The organism is Actibacterium lipolyticum, from assembly GCF_900184935.1.
GTDB classification, from domain to species: Bacteria; Pseudomonadota; Alphaproteobacteria; order Rhodobacterales; family Rhodobacteraceae; genus Actibacterium_A; species Actibacterium_A lipolyticum.
The window spans coordinates 136,867-154,454 of the sequence record NZ_FXYE01000002.1 but is presented as its reverse complement, the minus strand read 5'-3'; the positions used below and the strand labels follow the sequence as shown (position 1 = coordinate 154,454).

Here is a 17,588-nt window from a genome sequence, read left to right as displayed (position 1 = left end):
AGAAACATCCACTCGCTTTAGGCGCGCTATGTGAAAGGTGCAAGGCTTGGCTAGTCCTGCTCGTCCGGGACAAGCAGGGTGATTTCACCGTCAGCCTCGGCGGCGCGGACGGAAGAAATGACGGCAGTCATCGCAGCCTCGGCATCCTTTTCGCGGACGGTGCCGCGTTCTTCGACCTGTTCACGCAATTGATCGGCCATTCGGCGGGACATGTTTTCAAGAATGAAGTCGCACACAGCAGGCAGCGTGGCGGTGGCCCCGGCCAACGCGGTGACCAGCACCTCGTTATCAACACCGCGCGTGACCGTTGGGATATCGACGGGTCTAAGCCGAAGCGGTAGATCGGCGAAGGTGAAGATCGACTTTTTCACATGGGCGGCGAATTCGGCGTCGGACTCTTCCAACCCGGCCAAGACATCATCGCGCGTTGCCGAAGGAGACAGGTTCAGAATCGCCCCGATCCGGGTGGCGGCGGGTTCTTCAAACGCTGTTTCGGGGACGTTATCAAATTGTTCGACAAGGGTGGCCCCGATCCGGTCCACGGTTTCCGGCGAAACCCGCCCGGTAAGGGACACCGCGCACGCGATCCGGCGCGCCTGATCACCGGGCAAAGCGCCCAAAATCTCGGCCGCTTTGTTGGTGGAAAGTTTGGACAGAAGAACGGCCGCGACCTCGGTGCTTTCGACGGCGACGAGGGGGAGGAGCTGTTCACACTCCATCAACGCGATGCGCGCCCATGGATCGGGGGCACCTGTGCCATTGCCGCGCAACCCGGCAGCCGCTTCGGCGCTTATATGGCCATCCAGCAAGGTAAGCGCACCTTCGATGCCGCCGGGAAAGGTCAGGCCAATCCGCTCCATCTCTTGCAGGAACTCGGTCACGACGACGCGCAGGGTTGCCCCGTCGATATATCGCATCGCGCCGATTTCAGCCGTCAAATCAGCTTGAAGGCGGGCGGGCAGAACATCCAGCGGAAGCTTGGCCCCTTCGCTAAGGAGCAGGCGCACGATAATCGCAGCTTTGCGTTTGCGACTGATGTGCGGGGTGGCGGCGGGCATTGGATCGGGCAGGGCGATGGTCACGCGGGATTCTCCTTCACGTCTGGGGGGATGGTGGACGCAAAGCAGTTAAGGCGTGGTTTATCGCGCAGCGTGTTTTTCCAAATTGAGGCCCTGAGCGGGCCATTTCTTTTGCCTCGCCCCCTAGCGGGCGCTCAGGTTTGGCGCGTGTTGGAAATGTTGGAAAAAATGCGCGACGCCAAAGTGTTGACGCCGCGCGAATGTTCACGTCAGCCGGTGACCTGTTCAATGCAGGTGCCCTTGGTTGCGTCAAAGATCTGACCTTCGGCGCATTGGCTGGCGGTTGTGTCGTGCTTCCACTGGCATTCTGCCAGAGCAAGGGCCGGGGCCACGGAAAGGGCAGCGGCCACAAGAAGGGTCTTGATGGTCATATTACGTCCTCCGGGATTGCGGTGACGTAAGGGTAGCACGTCGCTCGCGAATCCCAAAGGGCGCGGTTTTCAGGTTCAGCTTTCGCCGAACACACGCTTGAAGATCGTGTCGACATGTTTGGTGTGATATTCCATGTCGAATTTTGCGTTGATGCCATCGACGCCTAGGGCCGCAACCACATCGGCATCCGCCAGCAGAAGTTCACGGAAATCGAGGCGTTCTTCCCATACTTTCAGCGCGTTACGCTGAACCATGGAATAAGCATCTTCGCGCGAAACACCGGCCTGTGTCAGCGCCAGAAGCACACGCTGAGACATCACGAGGCCGGGGAATTTGTTCATGTTGTCCAGCATGTTCTGCGGGAAAACGAGCATCTTTTCGATAACGCCTGTCAGGCGGTTCAGCGCGAAATCAAGCGTGATGGTCGCATCTGGGCCGATGGCGCGTTCGACCGAAGAGTGAGAAATGTCACGTTCATGCCAAAGGGCGACGTTTTCCATCGCTGGAATCACGGCCATGCGCACCAGACGGGCAAGGCCGGTCAGGTTTTCGGTCAGAACCGGGTTCTTTTTGTGCGGCATCGCCGACGAACCCTTCTGACCCATCGAGAAGAATTCGGCGCCTTCCAGAACCTCGGTCCGCTGCATGTGGCGAATTTCGACCGCAACGTTTTCGATGGACGATGCGATCACGCCGAGCGTGGCAAAGAACATCGCGTGACGGTCGCGCGGGATCACCTGCGTGCTGATCGGCTCTGGGTTCAGGCCAAGCTTTTCGCAGACGTGTTCTTCGACGCGTGGGTCGATGTTGGCAAAGGTACCGACAGCGCCGGAAATCGCGCCGGTTGCAATCTCTTCGCGGGCCTGTTTCAGGCGGGCAAGGTTGCGATCCATTTCGGCATAGAAACGCGCGAAGGTCAGGCCCATTGTTGTCGGCTCTGCGTGGATACCATGCGAGCGGCCAACGCGGACGGTGTTCTTATGTTCCATTGCGCGGGTTTTCAGCGCGGCCAGCAGGGCCTCCATATCCTTGATCAGGATGTCAGAGGCGCGGACCATCTGCACGTTCAGGCAGGTATCCAGCACGTCAGAGCTGGTCATGCCCTGATGAACAAAACGTGCCTCTTCGCTGCCGACGTGTTCGGCAAGGTGGGTCAGAAACGCGATGACGTCGTGCTTGGTCACGGCTTCGATTTCGTCGATGCGAGCCACGTCGAATTCAACGTCTTTGGCCTTCCACACAGCGTCAGCGTTTTCGCGCGGGATGACACCCAGATCGGCCTGAGCGTCACAGGCGTGCGCCTCAATCTCGTACCAGATGCGGAACTTGGTTTCGGGAGACCAAATGGCAACCATGTCGGGGCGGGAGTAACGAGGGATCATCGGCGCAACCTTGCTGTTTCTTGGGCTTGCGCGTCTCATAAACGGCAATGCCCTAAGGAACAAGGCGAAGGCGTGCCAGATACGGTTACAAAACTTGCCCTGGTTGGGCGGCGTCGCTAGCGTTGGCAGATCGAATTACCGGATCACCCCATGACAGTCGCACAATTGCTTATCTTCATCCCCGCAGTCTTCATTCTGGCCCTAGGGCCGGGGCCCAGTAATCTGACGACCTTTACCAATGCCACACGTTCCGGATGGCTGGCGGCTGTGCGGGCGGTGTTTGGGCGGATAGCGGCGATGGGTTTGATGACCATCGGGCTGGCCTTTGGGCTGGATGTGCTGCTGCGCACATCGGAATATGCGTTCATGGCGGTAAAATGGGCGGGCGCGGCATACTTGGTTTACCTTGGTGTGCGGATGTGGCGCGCGCCGGTGGGGGCCTTGCCACCGCCGTCTAAGGCGCTGGCAAAGCGCGAGTTTCTGACAGCGATGGGCAACCCCAAGTATTACCTGTTGTTTTCAGCATTCCTGCCGCAGTTCGTTCTGCCGGGCAGCGCGGTTGCGCCACAGCTGCTGATCCTAGGCGCGGCATATTTGTGCGTCGAAGTCGTCGCCGCGTCCTGCTGGGCTGGAGTCGGCGCCGTTATCGGATCGCGCGCATTGACCGTTGGCCGGCGTTTGTGGCTGAACCGGGCGTCGGGGGCGGTGATGATTGGGGCCGCAGGGCTGTTGGCGCGGACGGAACAAAGCGCCTAGACCAGTTTGGTTTCCACGTGGCTGCTGCGTTCCAGCGTTTGATGCACCGGACAGCGATCAGCGATTTCCAGAAGGCGGGCACGTTGGGCATCGTCCAGATCGCCCTCTAACACGATTTCGCGGCGAAAACGGTCTACCTTGTCATTGGTGGCGTGTTCAGCGTCCTGCGCGTGGACCTTGTCGTGGGACACGTCGACCCGCACACTTTGCAGCGGCCAGCCCTTGCGCCGGGCGTACATGCGGATCGTCATCGACGTACACGCCCCTAAACCCGCCGCCAGATAGCCGTAGGGCGACATGCCCTTGTTGGTGCCGCCATAGGCGACAGGCTCGTCCGCAAGGGCGTGGTGATGCGGGCCGCTTTGCACGTCTTGCAAGAACCCGTCGGGGTCAGCTTCGGACACGCGCACAATGCCTTCTGGCGCGCCGGGGGGCGGGGGCGGGGCCGAAAGCCCAAGGTAACGCGCGGCCCACGCGGCAATCACTTCGGCGGCGTATTCTGCATCGGCGGGATTGGAGATCAGATGATCCGCAGTATCAAGCGTCACAAAACTTTTCGGGTGTTTCGCGGTGGCAAATATCTGTGCGGCGTTATCAACGCTGACAACCTGATCGCGCGGGGCGTGCATGACCAACAACGCGCGTTTCAGGTTTGAAATCGCCGGGCCAAGCTCTGCCTCGGCGACATCATCAAGGAAGGCACGGCCAATCCGCACCGGTTGCCCGCCCAAGTTCAACTGGACGGTGTCGCCTTCGGTATTGGCAAAATCAGCGGCAAAGTTGTGCGCGACGTGGCCGGGATCAAACGGCGCGCCGATCGTGACCACCGCCTTTACGCTGTCAATCGAACCTGCCGCTTTCAGAACCGCAGCCCCACCCAGCGAATGACCGATCAAAAGCGAAGGCGCCATGCCGCGCCCGGCAAGGTGATTTGCGGCTGCCAGAATGTCCTCTACGTTCGTGGTGAACGATGTGTTCTCAAACTCGCCCTCGGAATGGCCAAGCCCTGTGAAATCGAACCGCAGCACCGCAAAACCCATCGACGACAGGCGCTGCGCAATTCGGCGCGCGGCGTGAATGTCTTTGCCGCAGGTAAAGCAATGCGCAAACAGGGCGGTGCCAAGATGGGGGCCGTTGGGCAGATCAAGGCGTGCAGCGATTTCATCACCAGAGTGGCCCTTGAACATAAGTTTTTCCATCGGCATCTTGCGGCCCCTTTCATTGGCATTGTGCTGACACTGGGTTGTGGTTCGTCGCATCGCAAGGGATATGTCAGGGGCGTTACATCAATGTGAGCGCGCGCGAGTGGGCGTGGTCGAATTTCGGAAGGTTTCAGTGTGAAGACGACGATTTGGGGGCTTTGTGTGCCGGTGTTCTTTGCCCTGGCCGCCGGTTTCATGGGCGCGCTGCACCCGGTCGGGGATTCGTTCGCTGTGTTCCGGTTGCCGCTGGCGGCGATTGCCGTGGTGCTTTGCTTGATCCTGTTGCGCGTCAGCAAAGGCGGGGTTGCAGCGGTGAGCCTTGCGGTGGTGGCCTTTGCCGGATTGCCGGCGGCGTTGAAATACGTGACCGGGGCGCAGGCCGCATCGGCGGGCTTTGTGGTTTATCAAAAGAATTTGCTGTTCATGGAAATGGACCGCTCTGACCTGATTGCAGACATCCTTAGCGTCGGCCCTGACTTCGTGACCTTCCAAGAGGTCAGCGTTCCAAACCTGAAGATCATGGAGGCGTTGCAAGACGCCTATCCCTTTCAAAAGCATTGTTATTTCGCTGCCGTGGGTAGTGTCGCGGTGCTAAGCAAGTACCCGGTTGCACAGGACGGAAAGCTTTGCGCGCCCGGCATCACCGCGCTGCAAACCGAAACGCCGAATGGCCCGGTTTGGATTGTGGCGATGCATCTGCATTGGCCATGGCCGCACGAACAGGCCGATCAGTTGCGCGACACCTTGCCTGTCTTGAAGGGCCTGAAGGGGCCAGTGATCGTTGCTGGTGATCTGAACATGGTCCCTTGGTCCCACACGGTAGATCAGATCGAAAAGGCCACGGGCACACAACGGGTTGGGCCGGTTCATGGGTCTTATGATCTGCTTGGGGTGCTGCCAATTCCGATTGATCACGTGTTCGCGCCCGGTGGCGGGCAGGCAGAGCTGCGCGGGAAAATGGGGTCCGATCATCGCGGGCTTGTCGCGCGGGTCGGGCTTTAGGCGGGCTGACAGGGCGGCGTTTTTGCGACTAAGTTTGGTGGATGCCAACGATCAGACGGAACGACGCATTTGAAACCTGACCCCGTAGCGCAACCGATTTTGCAAAAAAGCCTGCCCTATACGCCGTGGGGAGATGCACGGATGACCCGCTTGCCGGGGATACAGCCACTGGCCTTTGACGATTGGTTGCTGATTGACGACGCTTATGCCGCGCAAATGGCCGAACGCGACCGGCTGATCGCCGGCCAGCCAGAGGCGGTTCATGCCCTTGCCCCAACGGCGCATTCTGCTGCGGCTGAACTGCTGGCCCTCGTGTTAAATGATCTAGACCGCCGCGATGGGTTTCAGTGTTTCAAGACATCAGTGATCAGGCCCGACGGGGTGCGCGTACCGCTTGATCACGACGCGCCGCTGCTAACGCTGGGCCGGTTGGTGCAGGAAGACCTGTGTATCCTTGAACCCGACGGGGCCGAACATGCGCTGACCGGGGCGATCCTGTGCTTTCCTGCCAGTTGGATGTTGGCCGAAAAATTCATGCGCCCGCTGATGCGCATTCACGCGCCGGTGCCGCAATACGACGAAAACATCGGCCCGCGTGTGCAACGACTGTTTGACGGATTAAAGCCGGGCAGGGTGCTTTGGCGGGCCAACGTGCATTTCTATGACGATCCGACCTTGTTCCAACCGCGCGCCGAATCTGCGCCGCGCATGGCCGTCACGGCACCCGCTCCCTACATTCGGTCAGAACGTCAGTGCCTGTTGCGCCTGCCCGAAACCGGGGCGGTGGTGTTTTCCATTCATACCATTGTTGTGCGGTCCGACGATCTGAACCCGGAACAAAAGGCGGCGCTGGATGCAAACCCGCCACTGGCGGCTGAAACCAGGGTCTGACTGCCGGGCAAAAAGAAAGGGGCGCCCGAAGGCGCCCCAATTTTTTTCAGTAATCCGAATGGATTAGCAGCTGTAGTACAGTTTGAATTCAACTGGGTGTGGCGTGTGCTCGTATTCGTACACTTCTTCCCACTTCAGTTCGGCATAGCCGTCCAGCTGGTCTTTGGTGAACACGTCACCGGCCAGCAGGAATTCGTGGTCTTTTTCCAGCTCGTCCAGTGCTTCGCGCAGCGATGCACAAACTGTTGGAATTTCAGCCAGCTCTTCTGGTGGCAGGTCATACAAGTTCTTATCCATGGCTTCGCCGGGATCGATCTTGTTTTTGATGCCGTCAAGGCCAGCCATCAGCAGGGCAGCAAAGCACAGGTAAGGGTTCGCCGCTGGATCAGGGAAACGAGCCTCTACGCGCTTGGCTTTGGGGCTTTCTGTCCATGGGATACGAACACAACCCGAACGGTTACGAGCAGAATACGCACGCAGAACGGGGGCTTCGAAGCCCGGGATCAGACGCTTGTAAGAGTTCGTGGATGGGTTGGTGAACGCGTTCAGTGCTTTCGCGTGCTTCAGGATACCACCGATGAAGTACAGAGCTTCCTGAGACAGATCAGCGTATTTGTCGCCAGCGAACAGTGGCTTGCCGTCTTTCCAGATCGACATGTTCACGTGCATGCCGGTGCCGTTGTCACCTGCGATTGGCTTCGGCATGAAGGTCGCCGATTTGCCGTATGCGTGTGCAACGTTGTGGATGACGTACTTGTATTTCTGAAGCTCGTCGGCCTGCTGTGTCAGGCTGCCGAAGATCAGGCCAAGTTCGTGCTGACATGACGCAACTTCGTGGTGATGCTTGTCAACTTTCATGCCCAGACGCTTCATCGTGGACAGCATTTCGGAACGCAGGTCTTGTGCGTCGTCAACTGGGTTCACGGGGAAGTAGCCGCCTTTGACACCAGGGCGGTGGCCCATGTTGCCCATTTCATACTCGGTGTCTGTGTTCCAAGCCGCGTCTTGTGCGTCAACTTCGTAAGACACTTTGTTCATACCAACCGAGTAGCGAACATCGTCAAAGATGAAGAATTCAGCTTCTGGGCCAAAGTAGGAAACATCGCCGATGCCCGAAGACTTCAGGTATGCTTCTGCTTTTTGCGCGGTACCGCGTGGGTCGCGGTCATACGCTTCACCTGTGTCAGGCTCTACGATGGAGCAGTGCAGGCACAGTGTTTTTTCAGCGTAGAACGGGTCTACGTATGCGCTTTCGGTGTCGGGCATCAGTTTCATGTCAGATGCTTCGATCGACTTCCAACCAGCGATCGACGAACCGTCGAACATGAAGCCTTCGTCAAGGAAGTCTTCGTCTACTAGGTCGGACATAACCGTTACGTGCTGGAGTTTGCCGCGCGGGTCGGTGAAACGGATGTCGACATATTCGATGTCGTCATCCTTGATGGTCTTAAGAACTGCGTCCTTGCTCATATGACCTTCTTCCCTTCGTTGGATGGTCGCTTAGGCCGAACGCTCCTCACGTTTGGCCGGTGTAGTTATTACAGTGCGTCTTCGCCGGATTCGCCTGTCCGAATACGGATGGCTTGCTCAACCGGAGAGACAAAGATTTTGCCGTCACCGATTTTGTCGGTCTTCGCCGCGGCAATGATTGCCTCGACTGCGCCGTCGACTTGATCGTCGGCCAGGACGACTTCGATCTTAACCTTTGGCAGGAAGTCCACGACATATTCCGCGCCACGATAAAGTTCGGTGTGACCCTTCTGACGGCCAAAACCTTTGACCTCAATAACGCTGAGGCCTTGAACGCCGATTTCTTGTAGCGCCTCTTTAACCTCGTCGAGCTTGAAGGGCTTAATGATCGCCTCGATCTTTTTCACAGGTCTCGACTCCCTATAGATTGCCGTTGTGAACGGTGTCAGAACATTTTCAATCGGCAGGAACAATTGGCTAAGGTTTGCTCTGCCGATGCAGTGTAAGGATTCCTTATTCGGTGATTAAAAAATATGCAACTTGATTGCCAAATGGGCAGAATAAGTACGGATGGCGCGAAATATGACTGAACTTCTGACATCTGCACAAATGCGCGCCATCGAACAGGCGGCGATCAACAGCGGAGAAGTCACCGGTCTGGAACTGATGGAGCGCGCCGGGCGCGGTGTGGTTGAGGCCGTTTTTGAGGAGTGGCCAGAGCTTGCGAAGACCTCTCACCGTGCCGCGGTGCTGTGCGGGCCGGGGAACAATGGCGGCGACGGATTCGTCGTGGCGCGGCTGCTGAAAGAATGGGGCTGGGAGGTTGATGTTTTTCTGTACGGCGACCCCGCAAAGCTGCCGCCGGATGCCAAGGTGAATTATGAGCGGTGGTGTAAGTTGGCGGTGGTCGCGCCATATATCGATGACGGCGAAGAAGCTTTTTCATTGGAGCCTGACGACTATGATGTGGACTCTCTTGTGTTCGATGCCCTTTTCGGCACCGGCCTTGTTCGGCCGGTCGAGGCGTTCAACGCTTTTGGTTGGGTCACGCAAATCTCTGAATGGCGGTTAAGAATTAACAAGCAGCGGCAGGGCGGGTTTCCCGGACCGCGCATCGTAGCGATTGATCTTCCGAGTGGTATTTGCGCAGATTCGGGGCGTTATCTGTCTTCGGGAAAGCAACCGCGAGACTATGAAGCGATACGTGCGGACCTAACGGTTTCGTTTCACCAGCTTAAACTGGGCCATCGTTTGGGCGATGGGCCAACAGCCTGTGGGAAATCAACCGTTGCCAGTATCGGCCTTGAGGCCAGCGCCCGTCCGACGGTGCCGCCGGGCGAACATACTATGTTGGTAGAACGGCCAGATTTCCTTGCGCCAAAACACTCGGGGCAACACAAATACTCCCACGGCCATGCGCTGATCCTTTCCGGTGGCCTTGGCAAAACCGGCGCGGCGCGGTTGGCGGCGCGGGGGGCGCTTCGGATTGGGGCGGGGCTGGTGACTGTCGGCGCGCCACAATCGGCGATGGCGGAATGCGCGGCTCAATTGACGGCCATTATGCTGCGCCGGGTAGATGATGCAGACATGCTTGAGGATGCTTTGGATGACGATCGCCTGAACGCCTTATGTCTTGGCCCCGGTTTAGGGCTTGGGCGCGACACCATTGCATTGGTGAAAAGCGTTCTGGCAACCAAACGGGCGACCGTATTGGACGCGGACGCGCTGACATCATTTACAGACGCCCCTGAAGATCTGTTCGAATTGTTGCACGACAAATGTGTTCTGACACCCCACGCGGGCGAATTTGCCCGGCTGTTCCCAGATATCGCCGACAAGCTGAACGCCCCAGCCTCCAATGGCCCGGCCTATTCTAAAGTCGACGCAACGCGTGACGCGGCCAAGCGTGCAGGCTGTGTGGTGTTGTTTAAAGGGCCAGACACGGTGATCGCCGCGCCGGATGGGCGCTGTGCCATCAACTCTGCTCAGTATGACCGCGCGGCCCCTTGGTTGGCGACTGCGGGGGCAGGGGATGTTCTGGCGGGCTTTATCACTGGCCGCATGGCGCGGGGAGACGCGCCCATGCAGGCGGCTGAAGCCGCCGCGTGGCTGCATGTTGAATGCGCGCGCAAGTTCGGGCCCGGTTTGATTGCCGAAGATTTGCCCGAAACCCTGCCACAAGTTTTTCGCGATCTGGGGCTCTGAAACGAAAACGCCGCGCTAAGGCGCGGCGAGAATCGGTTTGGTCGAGAGAGGAGAGAATCAGCGGGTGCTGGCCATCTCCAACCCGTCGGCATAAAGCACCTCTTCTTTATCAAAGATCAACGTGAAGGCGCGCAGCTCTGTCACGTCCAGGGCTTTGGAAACGGTGGTGCCGTTAAACAGCATCTCGACCGGAACCAGCGCTTCGTCGGTGCCTGTCAGGGCCTCGGCACGCTTTCCCTGAAGCCGCACACGCTGACCGGGAGGGACCAGCAAATCACGCTCGGGTGCTTCGTTGCCCAAGGCGCCAGCGGCGATGCGATAGGGGTGTCCTTTAAAGGTATGTACTGTAATTTCACGGACTTTGCACATGCCAGCCCGTGTAATAAGGCGATCGCCAGCAAACAGATATTCCACCGGAAGCGCACCATCCAGAGTTTGAACGATTGTCCCCATCGCAAGCCCGCCAAGGGATTTCGATGTGGTCGTCTGCTCAGGAAGCTGAGGCGCGTATTGTTCGATGGTTTTCGACATAATTGCTCTCTCTGACTATCTTGAAAATCAGTGTTGCGCGGGAATGTGGCAAAAATTGGTTACCGAATAGAGGAATCTATGTTGATTTTTCCTCTCGCATCCCTCGTCAGGCTTTGCTAGAAGGGCGCGAAATTCAGGGGCGGCCCCGCTCAATATGTGGGCTGCCCCGATGGTTTTGCGGGTGTGGCGGAATTGGTAGACGCACCAGATTTAGGTTCTGGCGCCGCGAGGCGTGGGGGTTCGAGTCCCTTCACCCGCACCATAAAAAAGATCGACGAGAAGGACGATAACATGCAGGTCACCGAAACCCTGAACGAGGGTCTGAAGCGCGGCTATCAGATCACCGTAGGCGCCGATGCACTGGACGCTAAGGTGAATGAGAAGTTGGCCGAGGCGCAGCCCGAGGTCGAGATGAAGGGCTTTCGCAAGGGCAAGGTGCCCATGGCTCTGCTGAAAAAGCAGTTTGGTCAGCGCCTTCTTGGCGAAGCAATGCAAGAAACCATCGACGGCGCGATGGCCAAGCATTTCGAAGACAGCGGCGATCGCCCTGCGCTTCAGCCAGAAGTCAAAATGACCAACGAAGACTGGAAAGAAGGCGACGACGTTGTTGTTGCCATGACTTACGAAGCACTGCCTGAAATCCCTGATGTGGATATGAAAGGCGTTAAGCTAGAGAAGTTGGTTGTGAAAGCTGCAGAAGCTGACGTGACCGAAGCTTTGGAAAACCTTGCTGGCACGGCGCAGACATTTGCGGACCGCAAGAAGGGCACGAAAGCGAAAGATGGCGACCAGATCGTTATCGACTTCCTTGGTAAAGTAGACGGCGAAGCCTTTGAAGGCGGCGCTGCCGAAGATTACCCGCTGGTTCTTGGTTCCGGCAGCTTTATCCCTGGCTTCGAAGATCAGCTGGTTGGCGCCAAGGTAGGCGACGAAGTTGAAGTTAAGGTTAGCTTCCCTGCCGAATATGGCGCAGAGCATCTGGCCGGCAAAGACGCCGTGTTTGAATGCACTGTTAAAGAAGTGAAGGCGCCTAAAGCCGCTGAAATCAACGACGAGCTGGCAAAACAGTTCGGTGCAGAAGATCTGGAAGGTCTGAAAGCACAGGTTGCTGAGCGTCTTGAAGCTGAATACTCCGGCGCGTCGCGCGCTGTGATGAAGCGTGCTTTGCTTGACGCGCTGGACGGCAAGGTCAGCTTTGAGCTGCCACCAAGCCTGCTGGAAGCAGAAGCAAAGCAGATCGCGCATCAGCTGTGGCACGAAGACAACCCAGAGGTTGAAGGGCACGATCACCCTGAAATCGAAACAACTGCCGAGCACACTAAACTGGCTGAACGCCGCGTGCGCCTTGGTCTTCTTTTGGCTGAAATCGGCCGCAAGAACGAAGTTGAAGTGTCCGACGCTGAGATGACGCAAGCCATGATGAATCAGGCACGTCAGTACCCAGGTCAGGAACGTCAGTTCTTTGAATTCGTTCAGCAGAACCCGCAGATGCAGCAGCAGCTGCGCGCGCCTTTGTTCGAAGACAAAGTTGTAGATTACCTGTTCGAACTGGCTGAAGTCGGTGAGAAAGAGGTTTCTAAAGAAGATCTCCAGAAAGCTGTTGAGGCGCTGGAAGACGAATAATTTCGGCCTAGGTCGAAATCAGAAGGGCCCCGTTTCGGGGCCCTTTTTGATTCGTGGGGGCATATTTCACTTTACGTTGGGTAATGTGTGAATAAGGCGTAAACGCCATGATCCCGGCCTCAATTTTTCAAAGTCGCTGTCTAAAACACACTCAGATCACGAGAATACGGAATGAGGGTGTGACGTGTTTAAAGAGTTATTGAGTGTCTCTGCTGCGATTTTTGCGTTTGGTACGGCAGCGTCGGCTGTTCCTGTTGAATGGTCCGTCGCGGACGGCGGTAATGGTCACTATTACGAAATCACCGGCGACTGGGTCACACCCGAAACCGCTGCTGCGCTTGCTGCGGATTCCTCTTATCTGGGGATCGACGGTCACCTTGTTACGATTACTTCGGACGAAGAGCAGGCGTTTATTGATGCTCTGAACACGAACAACTGGTCCTATTGGATCGGCGCATCGGACGCTGTTGCAGAAGGGACGTGGCAATGGATCGCGGGCCCCGAAGCAGGCCAGCTTGTTTCCGCAACATATTCCAACTGGCAGCCGGGCGAGCCTGACAATGGCGCGAACAGCTGGGAAACAGATCAGGATTTTGCAGCGGGCAATATGTACAGCTCGCCGATGTGGAACGACTGGGGTTCGACCAGCTATTCGGCCTATATCGTCGAATATTCCACCTCGATCAGCGCCGTGCCGCTTCCTGCGACGTCTGGTCTGTTGGTGATGGCGTTGGGTCTGTTGGGCCTAAGCCGGAAACGCCGCCGGATGCACGAAACTGTACCAAGCCTGATCCTGACCTAAGGGTTTTCAACACGGTTTGCGAAGCCTGATCGGTTTGCCCTGTGGGCAAACCTGCGGTTCCCCGACGTTGTTCTAACTGATTTAATTGCGCGCTTGGGAACGCTGAAACGCCTGAGCGCGGAAACAATTGCGCTAAATTTCCACGATTGTTTTTATTTTTGCTGTGCTGGAGGCTCTTTTTCGGGCCTAGTTGGCAAACTGCCTTAAAGACGCTTTGAAAATGCGGCTTTTTTGGTTAAGTGTCCTAAATGTATAAATAATCGAAACATTGAAGGTTCAGATCCTCTGTCCTGAAATGGTTCATGTCAGATATTTTCTAGGGGGGGACTTTTCGTGAATTTCAAATTATTTGCTGGTGCGTCGCGGATGGCGCGACAGGCGGCGAAACTGGCGTCTGCTGTTGTTATTGGGCTTGCCGTTGTCGGAACACCTGCGTCGGCCGTGACGGTCGAGCATGGGGGAGTTTCTTATGACTTCAGCACGGTTGAGGGAACCTTCAATGACAATCAAGAGCTGTTGGAATCGCAGTTTTGGTGGGGAAATTATCGACTTTCTGAAAACTTGGCTCACGAAATCGGCGTGACACTGGGCCTTCCCTACACCGCCTATGGAGAGCCCTTCGGCCCACTTTTTGCCAATGGGCCAACTGGCACCAATCAAATTCAATCCGATTTCTTTGCATCTGTTTCGGGCCATTCCTTCTGGCATGCTACGGGACCTGATACTGTCCAGACATGGGCTGTGGCGACGATGGTGGCTGCGGTGCCCCTACCGGCAGGTGGGTTTCTTTTGATGTCGGGGCTTGCCGGCGTTGCTGGTTTGCGTCGCTTGAAGAAGGCCCGCGCATAGAAGTGACATGCGACAGGGGCGTCCGGGACGATCCGAAGCCTTTGTAACCTGTGATATTCCCAAAGGGGCGTAGGTTTTCCTGTGCCTCTTTTGCTTTTTGGGTGTGCGATGTCTGTGTGGCAAAGATTGTCACTGGACGCCCACACTGAACACCGTTGGGTTTCAGTAGTTTGCAACAAAAAAGCCGCGCCAGATAACTGGCGCGGCCTTCTTTTCAAAGATGAAGAACGATTACTTCTCGTCTTCGTCCGAAGCTGTTTCTTCAGCTGCTTCGCCACGATCATCATCGTCGTCCGAGGCAGCGGAACCGATATCGTCGAACAGTTCGGCGATTTCGAATTCTGCTTCAGCTTCTGCTTCTGCGGCCAGTTCCTGAATGGATTTGCCGGACGCTTGCAGTTCTGCTTCTTCCGCGGAGCGGGCGACGTTCAGGTTGATCGTCACGGTCACTTCGGGGTGCAGGCGAACAGCAACGTCGTGCAGGCCAAGATATTTGATCGGAGCGGTCAGGATGACCTGCTTACGATCAACTGTGAAACCATCGGCAGTCGCAGCTTCGGCCGCGTCACGTGGTGTGACCGAACCGTAAAGTGCACCAGCGTCGGAAGCAGAGCGAATCACGATGAACTGCTGGCCATCGAGCTTTTCAGCCAGGCCTTCTGCTTCTTTTTTGGTTTCAAGGTTGGTCGCTTCGAGCTGAGCTTTTTCAGCTTCGAAACGAGCGATGTTAGATGCGTTAGCACGAAGCGCTTTGCCCTGAGGCAGCAGGAAGTTACGTGCGTAACCTTCCTTAACGTTTACGACTTCGCCCATCTGGCCAAGTTTGGCTACGCGTTCAAGAAGAATGATTTCCATTGGTATGGCTCCTTACTTCACGGCGTATGGAAGCAGGGCAAGGAAGCGAGCGCGTTTGATCGCACGGGCCAGCTCACGCTGTTTCTTTGCCGAAACGGCGGTGATGCGCGAAGGCACGATTTTGCCACGCTCAGAGATGTAGCGCTGCAGAAGACGGGTGTCTTTGTAGTCGATCTTTGGTGCGTTATCACCCGAGAACGGGCACACCTTGCGACGACGGAAAAACGGTTTGTTAGCCATTGGTTAGATCCTTTCCTTAAGGTCGCTGATCAACGACGTTCGCGGCGTTCGCTGCGTTCGTCACGTTTCTGCATTTGAACCGAGGGGCTTTCGCCGTGCTCGTCAACGCGGATGGTAAGAACGCGCATGACGTCGTCATGCAGGCGCATCAGACGCTCCATTTCCTGAACAGCCGGTGCAGGTGCATCGGTCTTCAAGAAGGCGTAGTGGCCTTTACGGTTCTTGTTGATCTTGTAGGCCATTGTCTTAACGCCCCAGTATTCGCTTTCAACGACGGAACCGCCGTTGTCAGAAAGTACTGTGGAGAAATGTTCAACAAGGCCTTCAGCTTGCGTGTTGGAAAGGTCCTGACGCGAGATGAATACATGCTCATACAGCGGCATGTGAGCTCCAGTTCTATTCTCAGGTGCATTTCATAGGGCAGGGGTCAAACCCTTCCGCGTCCCGCCCACGAGAGACTGCACCGGTTTCGCATGAAGTGCGGAAGGAAGCGCCCTTATACACACAGGCGGGCGTGGCGCAAGGCTTGCGGATAAACGGGTGCCATTGCGGGCCCTCACGGGTGTATTGTTTACAGTCATGCAACCATGCCGCGAAATGGGGCTCAATCTGACAAATTCCCGACATTTTTCCCCGTAAAGTTGTATTTAGTAAAAAAGAGGCCGGAAGCAGCGTGTGAAACACGTTCATGGTCCGGCGGTATGGGTAGGACGTAAAATTGTCAGAGATTGTGTTAAATAAAAAAGCCTGGGGTTACGTGGTCTGCACGAAGGCCCCTTCGGCGCGGTCGCGTGTGAATGCGGATCTTCCGACAGGTATAGCTGCAGGTGTGATCGTGCTTTCAGCGGCGGCGGGGCTGTTGTCTCCGCATGTACAGGCAGGAATTGAGGCAGGGTTCGGTGTTCACATGGCTTCGGCTGCTTTTGTGTCCGTGCCTATGCTTGGCTACTACTGGTTTTCAGGGCAAAGCGCGAAGCTTGAAACCGAGATTGACTTCGTGCGCAATCAGCTGCGCCTCTTTGTGCGAACGCGCCGGGGTTCGGTGAACAGCGAACGCACGCTGCCGTTCTATGAAATCAGATCCACCTTTATCAAACGTGCTGAAAAGCCGGGCGGGGCGGCTGGTCTGTTCGTGCGGGTCATGGACAGCGAAGAGGTTATTCAAGTCGCCTGCGGACGCGAAGATAACCTTCGTGCACTTCATGACCGTCTGGTCGATGAGTTCCGCCCCTCCGTCGTCAAAATGGATGGCTGGGAGCGCGTGGGCCGCAGGTTGCGTCGCGTTGCGGCTTAGCCCGATCCGCTAAATCATGCGGCTGTTCTGGAAAGTCGTTCAATCAGATTGTAAGAGCCTTCCATAGCCATGGGAGGCTTTTCAATGTTCGGCGCGTTATTTTCACGCAAACCTATCACCAAGCTGGCGCTTACCCCGCCCAAAGAACGCCCGGAACGCACTGGTCTGGCGCTGGTTCTGATCGTGAAAGACGAAGCCCGCCATATTGGGGAATGGGCCCGGTTTCATATGAAGGCCGGCGTGTCGCACGTTTATGTCTATGACAATGGCTGCACGGACAACACGCTGGAGGTCTTGCGCGATGCCTTGGGCGATAGGGTTACGGTTATCCCGTGGGATCAGCGGCTTAGTGACGGGCCATCCGGGCGCGAGCTGCACAATCAGGTTTTGGCCTATGCCCATGCTATTCGAAACTTTGGCGGGCAATACAGGTGGATGGCCTGTATCGATGCGGATGAGTTTCTGGTGCCCAAAAGCGCGGCCAGCCTGCCAGAGGCATTGGCGGGTCTAGGGGGCTGCGCCTCAATCTCTTTGCCGTGGCACAATTTTGGGCGCAACGGGCATCAGGTGCCGCCCGAAGGCGGCGTGGTGGCCAACTACACGCGCCGCGCCGCAGATCCGCTTAGCGGGGCGCGGGGCGTGACCAACTTCAAGGTGATCGTTGATCCGTGCCGCGTGACGGCCGTTAAGGTCCACAGCTATGAGGTGGACGGCAAGGCGATCACCTGTAACGACCGGGGCCAACAGTTCCCGAACAAGGGCCGCACCGATCCTGCGTTTTATTCGGCACAGGCCATTCAGCTGAACCACTATTACACGCGCTCTGAACAGGAACTTGCGGCGAAAATCGCGCGCGGTTCTAACAAAAGCGTGGACGCCAGCCGCCACGCCGCACGGGTGCGGCGCAACGTGGCAAATATAGAGGCTGACGAGGTCGAAGATCGCACCGCGATTGAGTTTCTTGCCCGTCCTTAACGCCGTCGTTTCGCTTGTGAACGCAGGGGCAAGGCGATAGACCCTTGCGCAACAAAGCTC

At 56.9% G+C, this 17,588-nt stretch carries 19 protein-coding genes and 1 tRNA gene; 10 read left to right on the top strand and 10 right to left on the bottom strand.

Annotation, left to right across the window (positions count from 1 at the left end; translation table 11 throughout):
• Window positions 1-50 precede the first annotated feature (50 nt).
• The 3 genes from COL8621_RS09410 to purB all read right to left on the bottom strand — a co-directional run bounded on the left by COL8621_RS09410 (window position 51) and on the right by purB (window position 2,833).
• Window positions 51-1,082, bottom strand: coding sequence for a flagellar motor switch protein FliG (locus tag COL8621_RS09410; protein WP_235823822.1), 1,032 nt, complete (start codon window positions 1,080-1,082; stop codon window positions 51-53).
• Between the two features lie 206 nt (window positions 1,083-1,288).
• Window positions 1,289-1,450, bottom strand: coding sequence for an adenylosuccinate lyase (locus COL8621_RS19025; RefSeq protein ID WP_141137870.1), 162 nt, complete (start codon window positions 1,448-1,450; stop codon window positions 1,289-1,291).
• A 75-nt stretch (window positions 1,451-1,525) separates the two neighbouring features.
• The gene (gene purB / locus COL8621_RS09405; RefSeq protein WP_093968497.1) at window positions 1,526-2,833 is read right to left on the bottom strand and encodes an adenylosuccinate lyase; all 1,308 of its coding nucleotides are present in this window, start codon (window positions 2,831-2,833) and stop codon (window positions 1,526-1,528) included.
• 150 nt (window positions 2,834-2,983) lie between these two features.
• Here purB and COL8621_RS09400 point away from each other — a divergent pair, with 150 nt between their 5' ends.
• On the top strand, window positions 2,984-3,589 hold the full coding sequence (locus COL8621_RS09400; protein ID WP_093967131.1) for a LysE family translocator: 606 nt from the start codon (window positions 2,984-2,986) through the stop codon (window positions 3,587-3,589).
• Here COL8621_RS09400 and COL8621_RS09395 read toward each other — a convergent pair.
• Window positions 3,586-4,794: a bifunctional alpha/beta hydrolase/OsmC family protein gene (locus COL8621_RS09395; RefSeq protein WP_093967130.1), complete on the bottom strand. Its 1,209-nt coding sequence runs from the start codon at window positions 4,792-4,794 to the stop codon at window positions 3,586-3,588. The two genes, COL8621_RS09400 and COL8621_RS09395, sit on opposite strands and share 4 nt — an antisense overlap.
• A 132-nt stretch (window positions 4,795-4,926) precedes the next feature.
• Between COL8621_RS09395 and COL8621_RS09390 the strand changes: the two genes are divergently transcribed.
• Both COL8621_RS09390 and COL8621_RS09385 read left to right on the top strand, forming a co-directional pair.
• The gene (locus COL8621_RS09390; RefSeq protein ID WP_093967129.1) at window positions 4,927-5,793 is read left to right on the top strand and encodes an endonuclease/exonuclease/phosphatase family protein; all 867 of its coding nucleotides are present in this window, start codon (window positions 4,927-4,929) and stop codon (window positions 5,791-5,793) included.
• Between the two features lie 141 nt (window positions 5,794-5,934).
• A complete protein-coding gene (locus COL8621_RS09385; RefSeq protein ID WP_093968496.1) occupies window positions 5,935-6,684 on the top strand; it encodes a heme-dependent oxidative N-demethylase family protein in 750 nt (249 codons plus the stop codon).
• A 63-nt stretch (window positions 6,685-6,747) separates the two neighbouring features.
• Here the strand turns inward: COL8621_RS09385 and glnA are convergent, their stop codons facing one another.
• Both glnA and COL8621_RS09375 read right to left on the bottom strand, forming a co-directional pair.
• Window positions 6,748-8,154 (bottom strand): type I glutamate--ammonia ligase, encoded by a 1,407-nt coding sequence (gene glnA, locus COL8621_RS09380; protein ID WP_093967128.1) that lies wholly within the window; start codon window positions 8,152-8,154, stop codon window positions 6,748-6,750.
• Window positions 8,155-8,222: 68 nt separating this feature from the next.
• Entirely contained in the window at window positions 8,223-8,561 is a 339-nt protein-coding gene (locus tag COL8621_RS09375; RefSeq protein WP_093967127.1) for a P-II family nitrogen regulator, read from the bottom strand.
• A gap of 175 nt (window positions 8,562-8,736) precedes the next feature.
• Between COL8621_RS09375 and COL8621_RS09370 the strand changes: the two genes are divergently transcribed.
• On the top strand, window positions 8,737-10,359 hold the full coding sequence (locus COL8621_RS09370; protein WP_093968495.1) for an NAD(P)H-hydrate dehydratase: 1,623 nt from the start codon (window positions 8,737-8,739) through the stop codon (window positions 10,357-10,359).
• 57 nt (window positions 10,360-10,416) lie between these two features.
• On the opposite strand, the gene COL8621_RS09365 is transcribed toward COL8621_RS09370, so the two are convergent.
• The gene (locus COL8621_RS09365) at window positions 10,417-10,890 is read right to left on the bottom strand and encodes a Hint domain-containing protein (RefSeq protein ID WP_093967126.1); all 474 of its coding nucleotides are present in this window, start codon (window positions 10,888-10,890) and stop codon (window positions 10,417-10,419) included.
• 177 nt (window positions 10,891-11,067) lie between these two features.
• Between COL8621_RS09365 and COL8621_RS09360 the strand changes: the two genes are divergently transcribed.
• The 4 genes from COL8621_RS09360 to COL8621_RS09345 all read left to right on the top strand — a co-directional run bounded on the left by COL8621_RS09360 (window position 11,068) and on the right by COL8621_RS09345 (window position 14,164).
• Window positions 11,068-11,152, top strand: a tRNA-Leu gene (locus COL8621_RS09360).
• A gap of 29 nt (window positions 11,153-11,181) precedes the next feature.
• The gene (tig, locus tag COL8621_RS09355) at window positions 11,182-12,513 is read left to right on the top strand and encodes a trigger factor (RefSeq protein ID WP_093967125.1); all 1,332 of its coding nucleotides are present in this window, start codon (window positions 11,182-11,184) and stop codon (window positions 12,511-12,513) included.
• A gap of 184 nt (window positions 12,514-12,697) precedes the next feature.
• Window positions 12,698-13,315 carry a lectin-like protein gene (locus tag COL8621_RS09350; protein WP_093967124.1) on the top strand — a complete coding sequence of 206 codons (618 nt, stop codon included), beginning with the start codon at window positions 12,698-12,700 and terminating at the stop codon, window positions 13,313-13,315.
• A gap of 333 nt (window positions 13,316-13,648) precedes the next feature.
• Window positions 13,649-14,164 carry a VPLPA-CTERM sorting domain-containing protein gene (locus COL8621_RS09345; RefSeq protein ID WP_141137869.1) on the top strand — a complete coding sequence of 172 codons (516 nt, stop codon included), beginning with the start codon at window positions 13,649-13,651 and terminating at the stop codon, window positions 14,162-14,164.
• Between the two features lie 231 nt (window positions 14,165-14,395).
• Here COL8621_RS09345 and rplI read toward each other — a convergent pair whose 3' ends face one another.
• From rplI to rpsF, 3 genes are read right to left on the bottom strand one after another with little or no spacing between them, the layout of a single operon-like run.
• Window positions 14,396-15,019 (bottom strand): 50S ribosomal protein L9, encoded by a 624-nt coding sequence (gene rplI, locus COL8621_RS09340; protein WP_093967122.1) that lies wholly within the window; start codon window positions 15,017-15,019, stop codon window positions 14,396-14,398.
• A gap of 12 nt (window positions 15,020-15,031) precedes the next feature.
• Window positions 15,032-15,259, bottom strand: coding sequence for a 30S ribosomal protein S18 (gene rpsR, locus COL8621_RS09335; RefSeq protein WP_037205280.1), 228 nt, complete (start codon window positions 15,257-15,259; stop codon window positions 15,032-15,034).
• A gap of 29 nt (window positions 15,260-15,288) precedes the next feature.
• A complete protein-coding gene (rpsF, locus tag COL8621_RS09330) occupies window positions 15,289-15,642 on the bottom strand; it encodes a 30S ribosomal protein S6 (protein WP_093967121.1) in 354 nt (117 codons plus the stop codon).
• A 410-nt stretch (window positions 15,643-16,052) separates the two neighbouring features.
• Between rpsF and COL8621_RS09325 the strand changes: the two genes are divergently transcribed.
• Together COL8621_RS09325 and COL8621_RS09320 are read left to right on the top strand one after the other, a co-directional pair.
• A complete protein-coding gene (locus COL8621_RS09325; protein ID WP_141137868.1) occupies window positions 16,053-16,553 on the top strand; it encodes a hypothetical protein in 501 nt (166 codons plus the stop codon).
• Window positions 16,554-16,637: 84 nt separating this feature from the next.
• Window positions 16,638-17,528 carry a glycosyltransferase family 92 protein gene (locus tag COL8621_RS09320; protein WP_093967119.1) on the top strand — a complete coding sequence of 297 codons (891 nt, stop codon included), beginning with the start codon at window positions 16,638-16,640 and terminating at the stop codon, window positions 17,526-17,528.
• Window positions 17,529-17,588 lie beyond the last annotated feature (60 nt).

What these genes read in the sequence shown, in the direction of transcription:
- COL8621_RS19025 (WP_141137870.1), bottom strand. Translation starts at nt 1,450, where the DNA reads ATGACCATCAAGACCCTTCTTGTGGCCGCTGCCCTTTCCGTGGCCCCG.
- purB (WP_093968497.1), bottom strand. Translation starts at nt 2,833, where the DNA reads ATGATCCCTCGTTACTCCCGCCCCGACATGGTTGCCATTTGGTCTCCC.
- COL8621_RS09400 (WP_093967131.1), top strand. Translation starts at nt 2,984, where the DNA reads ATGACAGTCGCACAATTGCTTATCTTCATCCCCGCAGTCTTCATTCTG.
- COL8621_RS09395 (WP_093967130.1), bottom strand. Translation starts at nt 4,794, where the DNA reads ATGCCGATGGAAAAACTTATGTTCAAGGGCCACTCTGGTGATGAAATC.
- COL8621_RS09385 (WP_093968496.1), top strand. Translation starts at nt 5,935, where the DNA reads ATGACCCGCTTGCCGGGGATACAGCCACTGGCCTTTGACGATTGGTTG.
- glnA (WP_093967128.1), bottom strand. Translation starts at nt 8,154, where the DNA reads ATGAGCAAGGACGCAGTTCTTAAGACCATCAAGGATGACGACATCGAA.
- COL8621_RS09370 (WP_093968495.1), top strand. Translation starts at nt 8,737, where the DNA reads ATGACTGAACTTCTGACATCTGCACAAATGCGCGCCATCGAACAGGCG.
- COL8621_RS09365 (WP_093967126.1), bottom strand. Translation starts at nt 10,890, where the DNA reads ATGTCGAAAACCATCGAACAATACGCGCCTCAGCTTCCTGAGCAGACG.
- tig (WP_093967125.1), top strand. Translation starts at nt 11,182, where the DNA reads ATGCAGGTCACCGAAACCCTGAACGAGGGTCTGAAGCGCGGCTATCAG.
- rplI (WP_093967122.1), bottom strand. Translation starts at nt 15,019, where the DNA reads ATGGAAATCATTCTTCTTGAACGCGTAGCCAAACTTGGCCAGATGGGC.
- rpsR (WP_037205280.1), bottom strand. Translation starts at nt 15,259, where the DNA reads ATGGCTAACAAACCGTTTTTCCGTCGTCGCAAGGTGTGCCCGTTCTCG.
- rpsF (WP_093967121.1), bottom strand. Translation starts at nt 15,642, where the DNA reads ATGCCGCTGTATGAGCATGTATTCATCTCGCGTCAGGACCTTTCCAAC.
- COL8621_RS09320 (WP_093967119.1), top strand. Translation starts at nt 16,638, where the DNA reads ATGTTCGGCGCGTTATTTTCACGCAAACCTATCACCAAGCTGGCGCTT.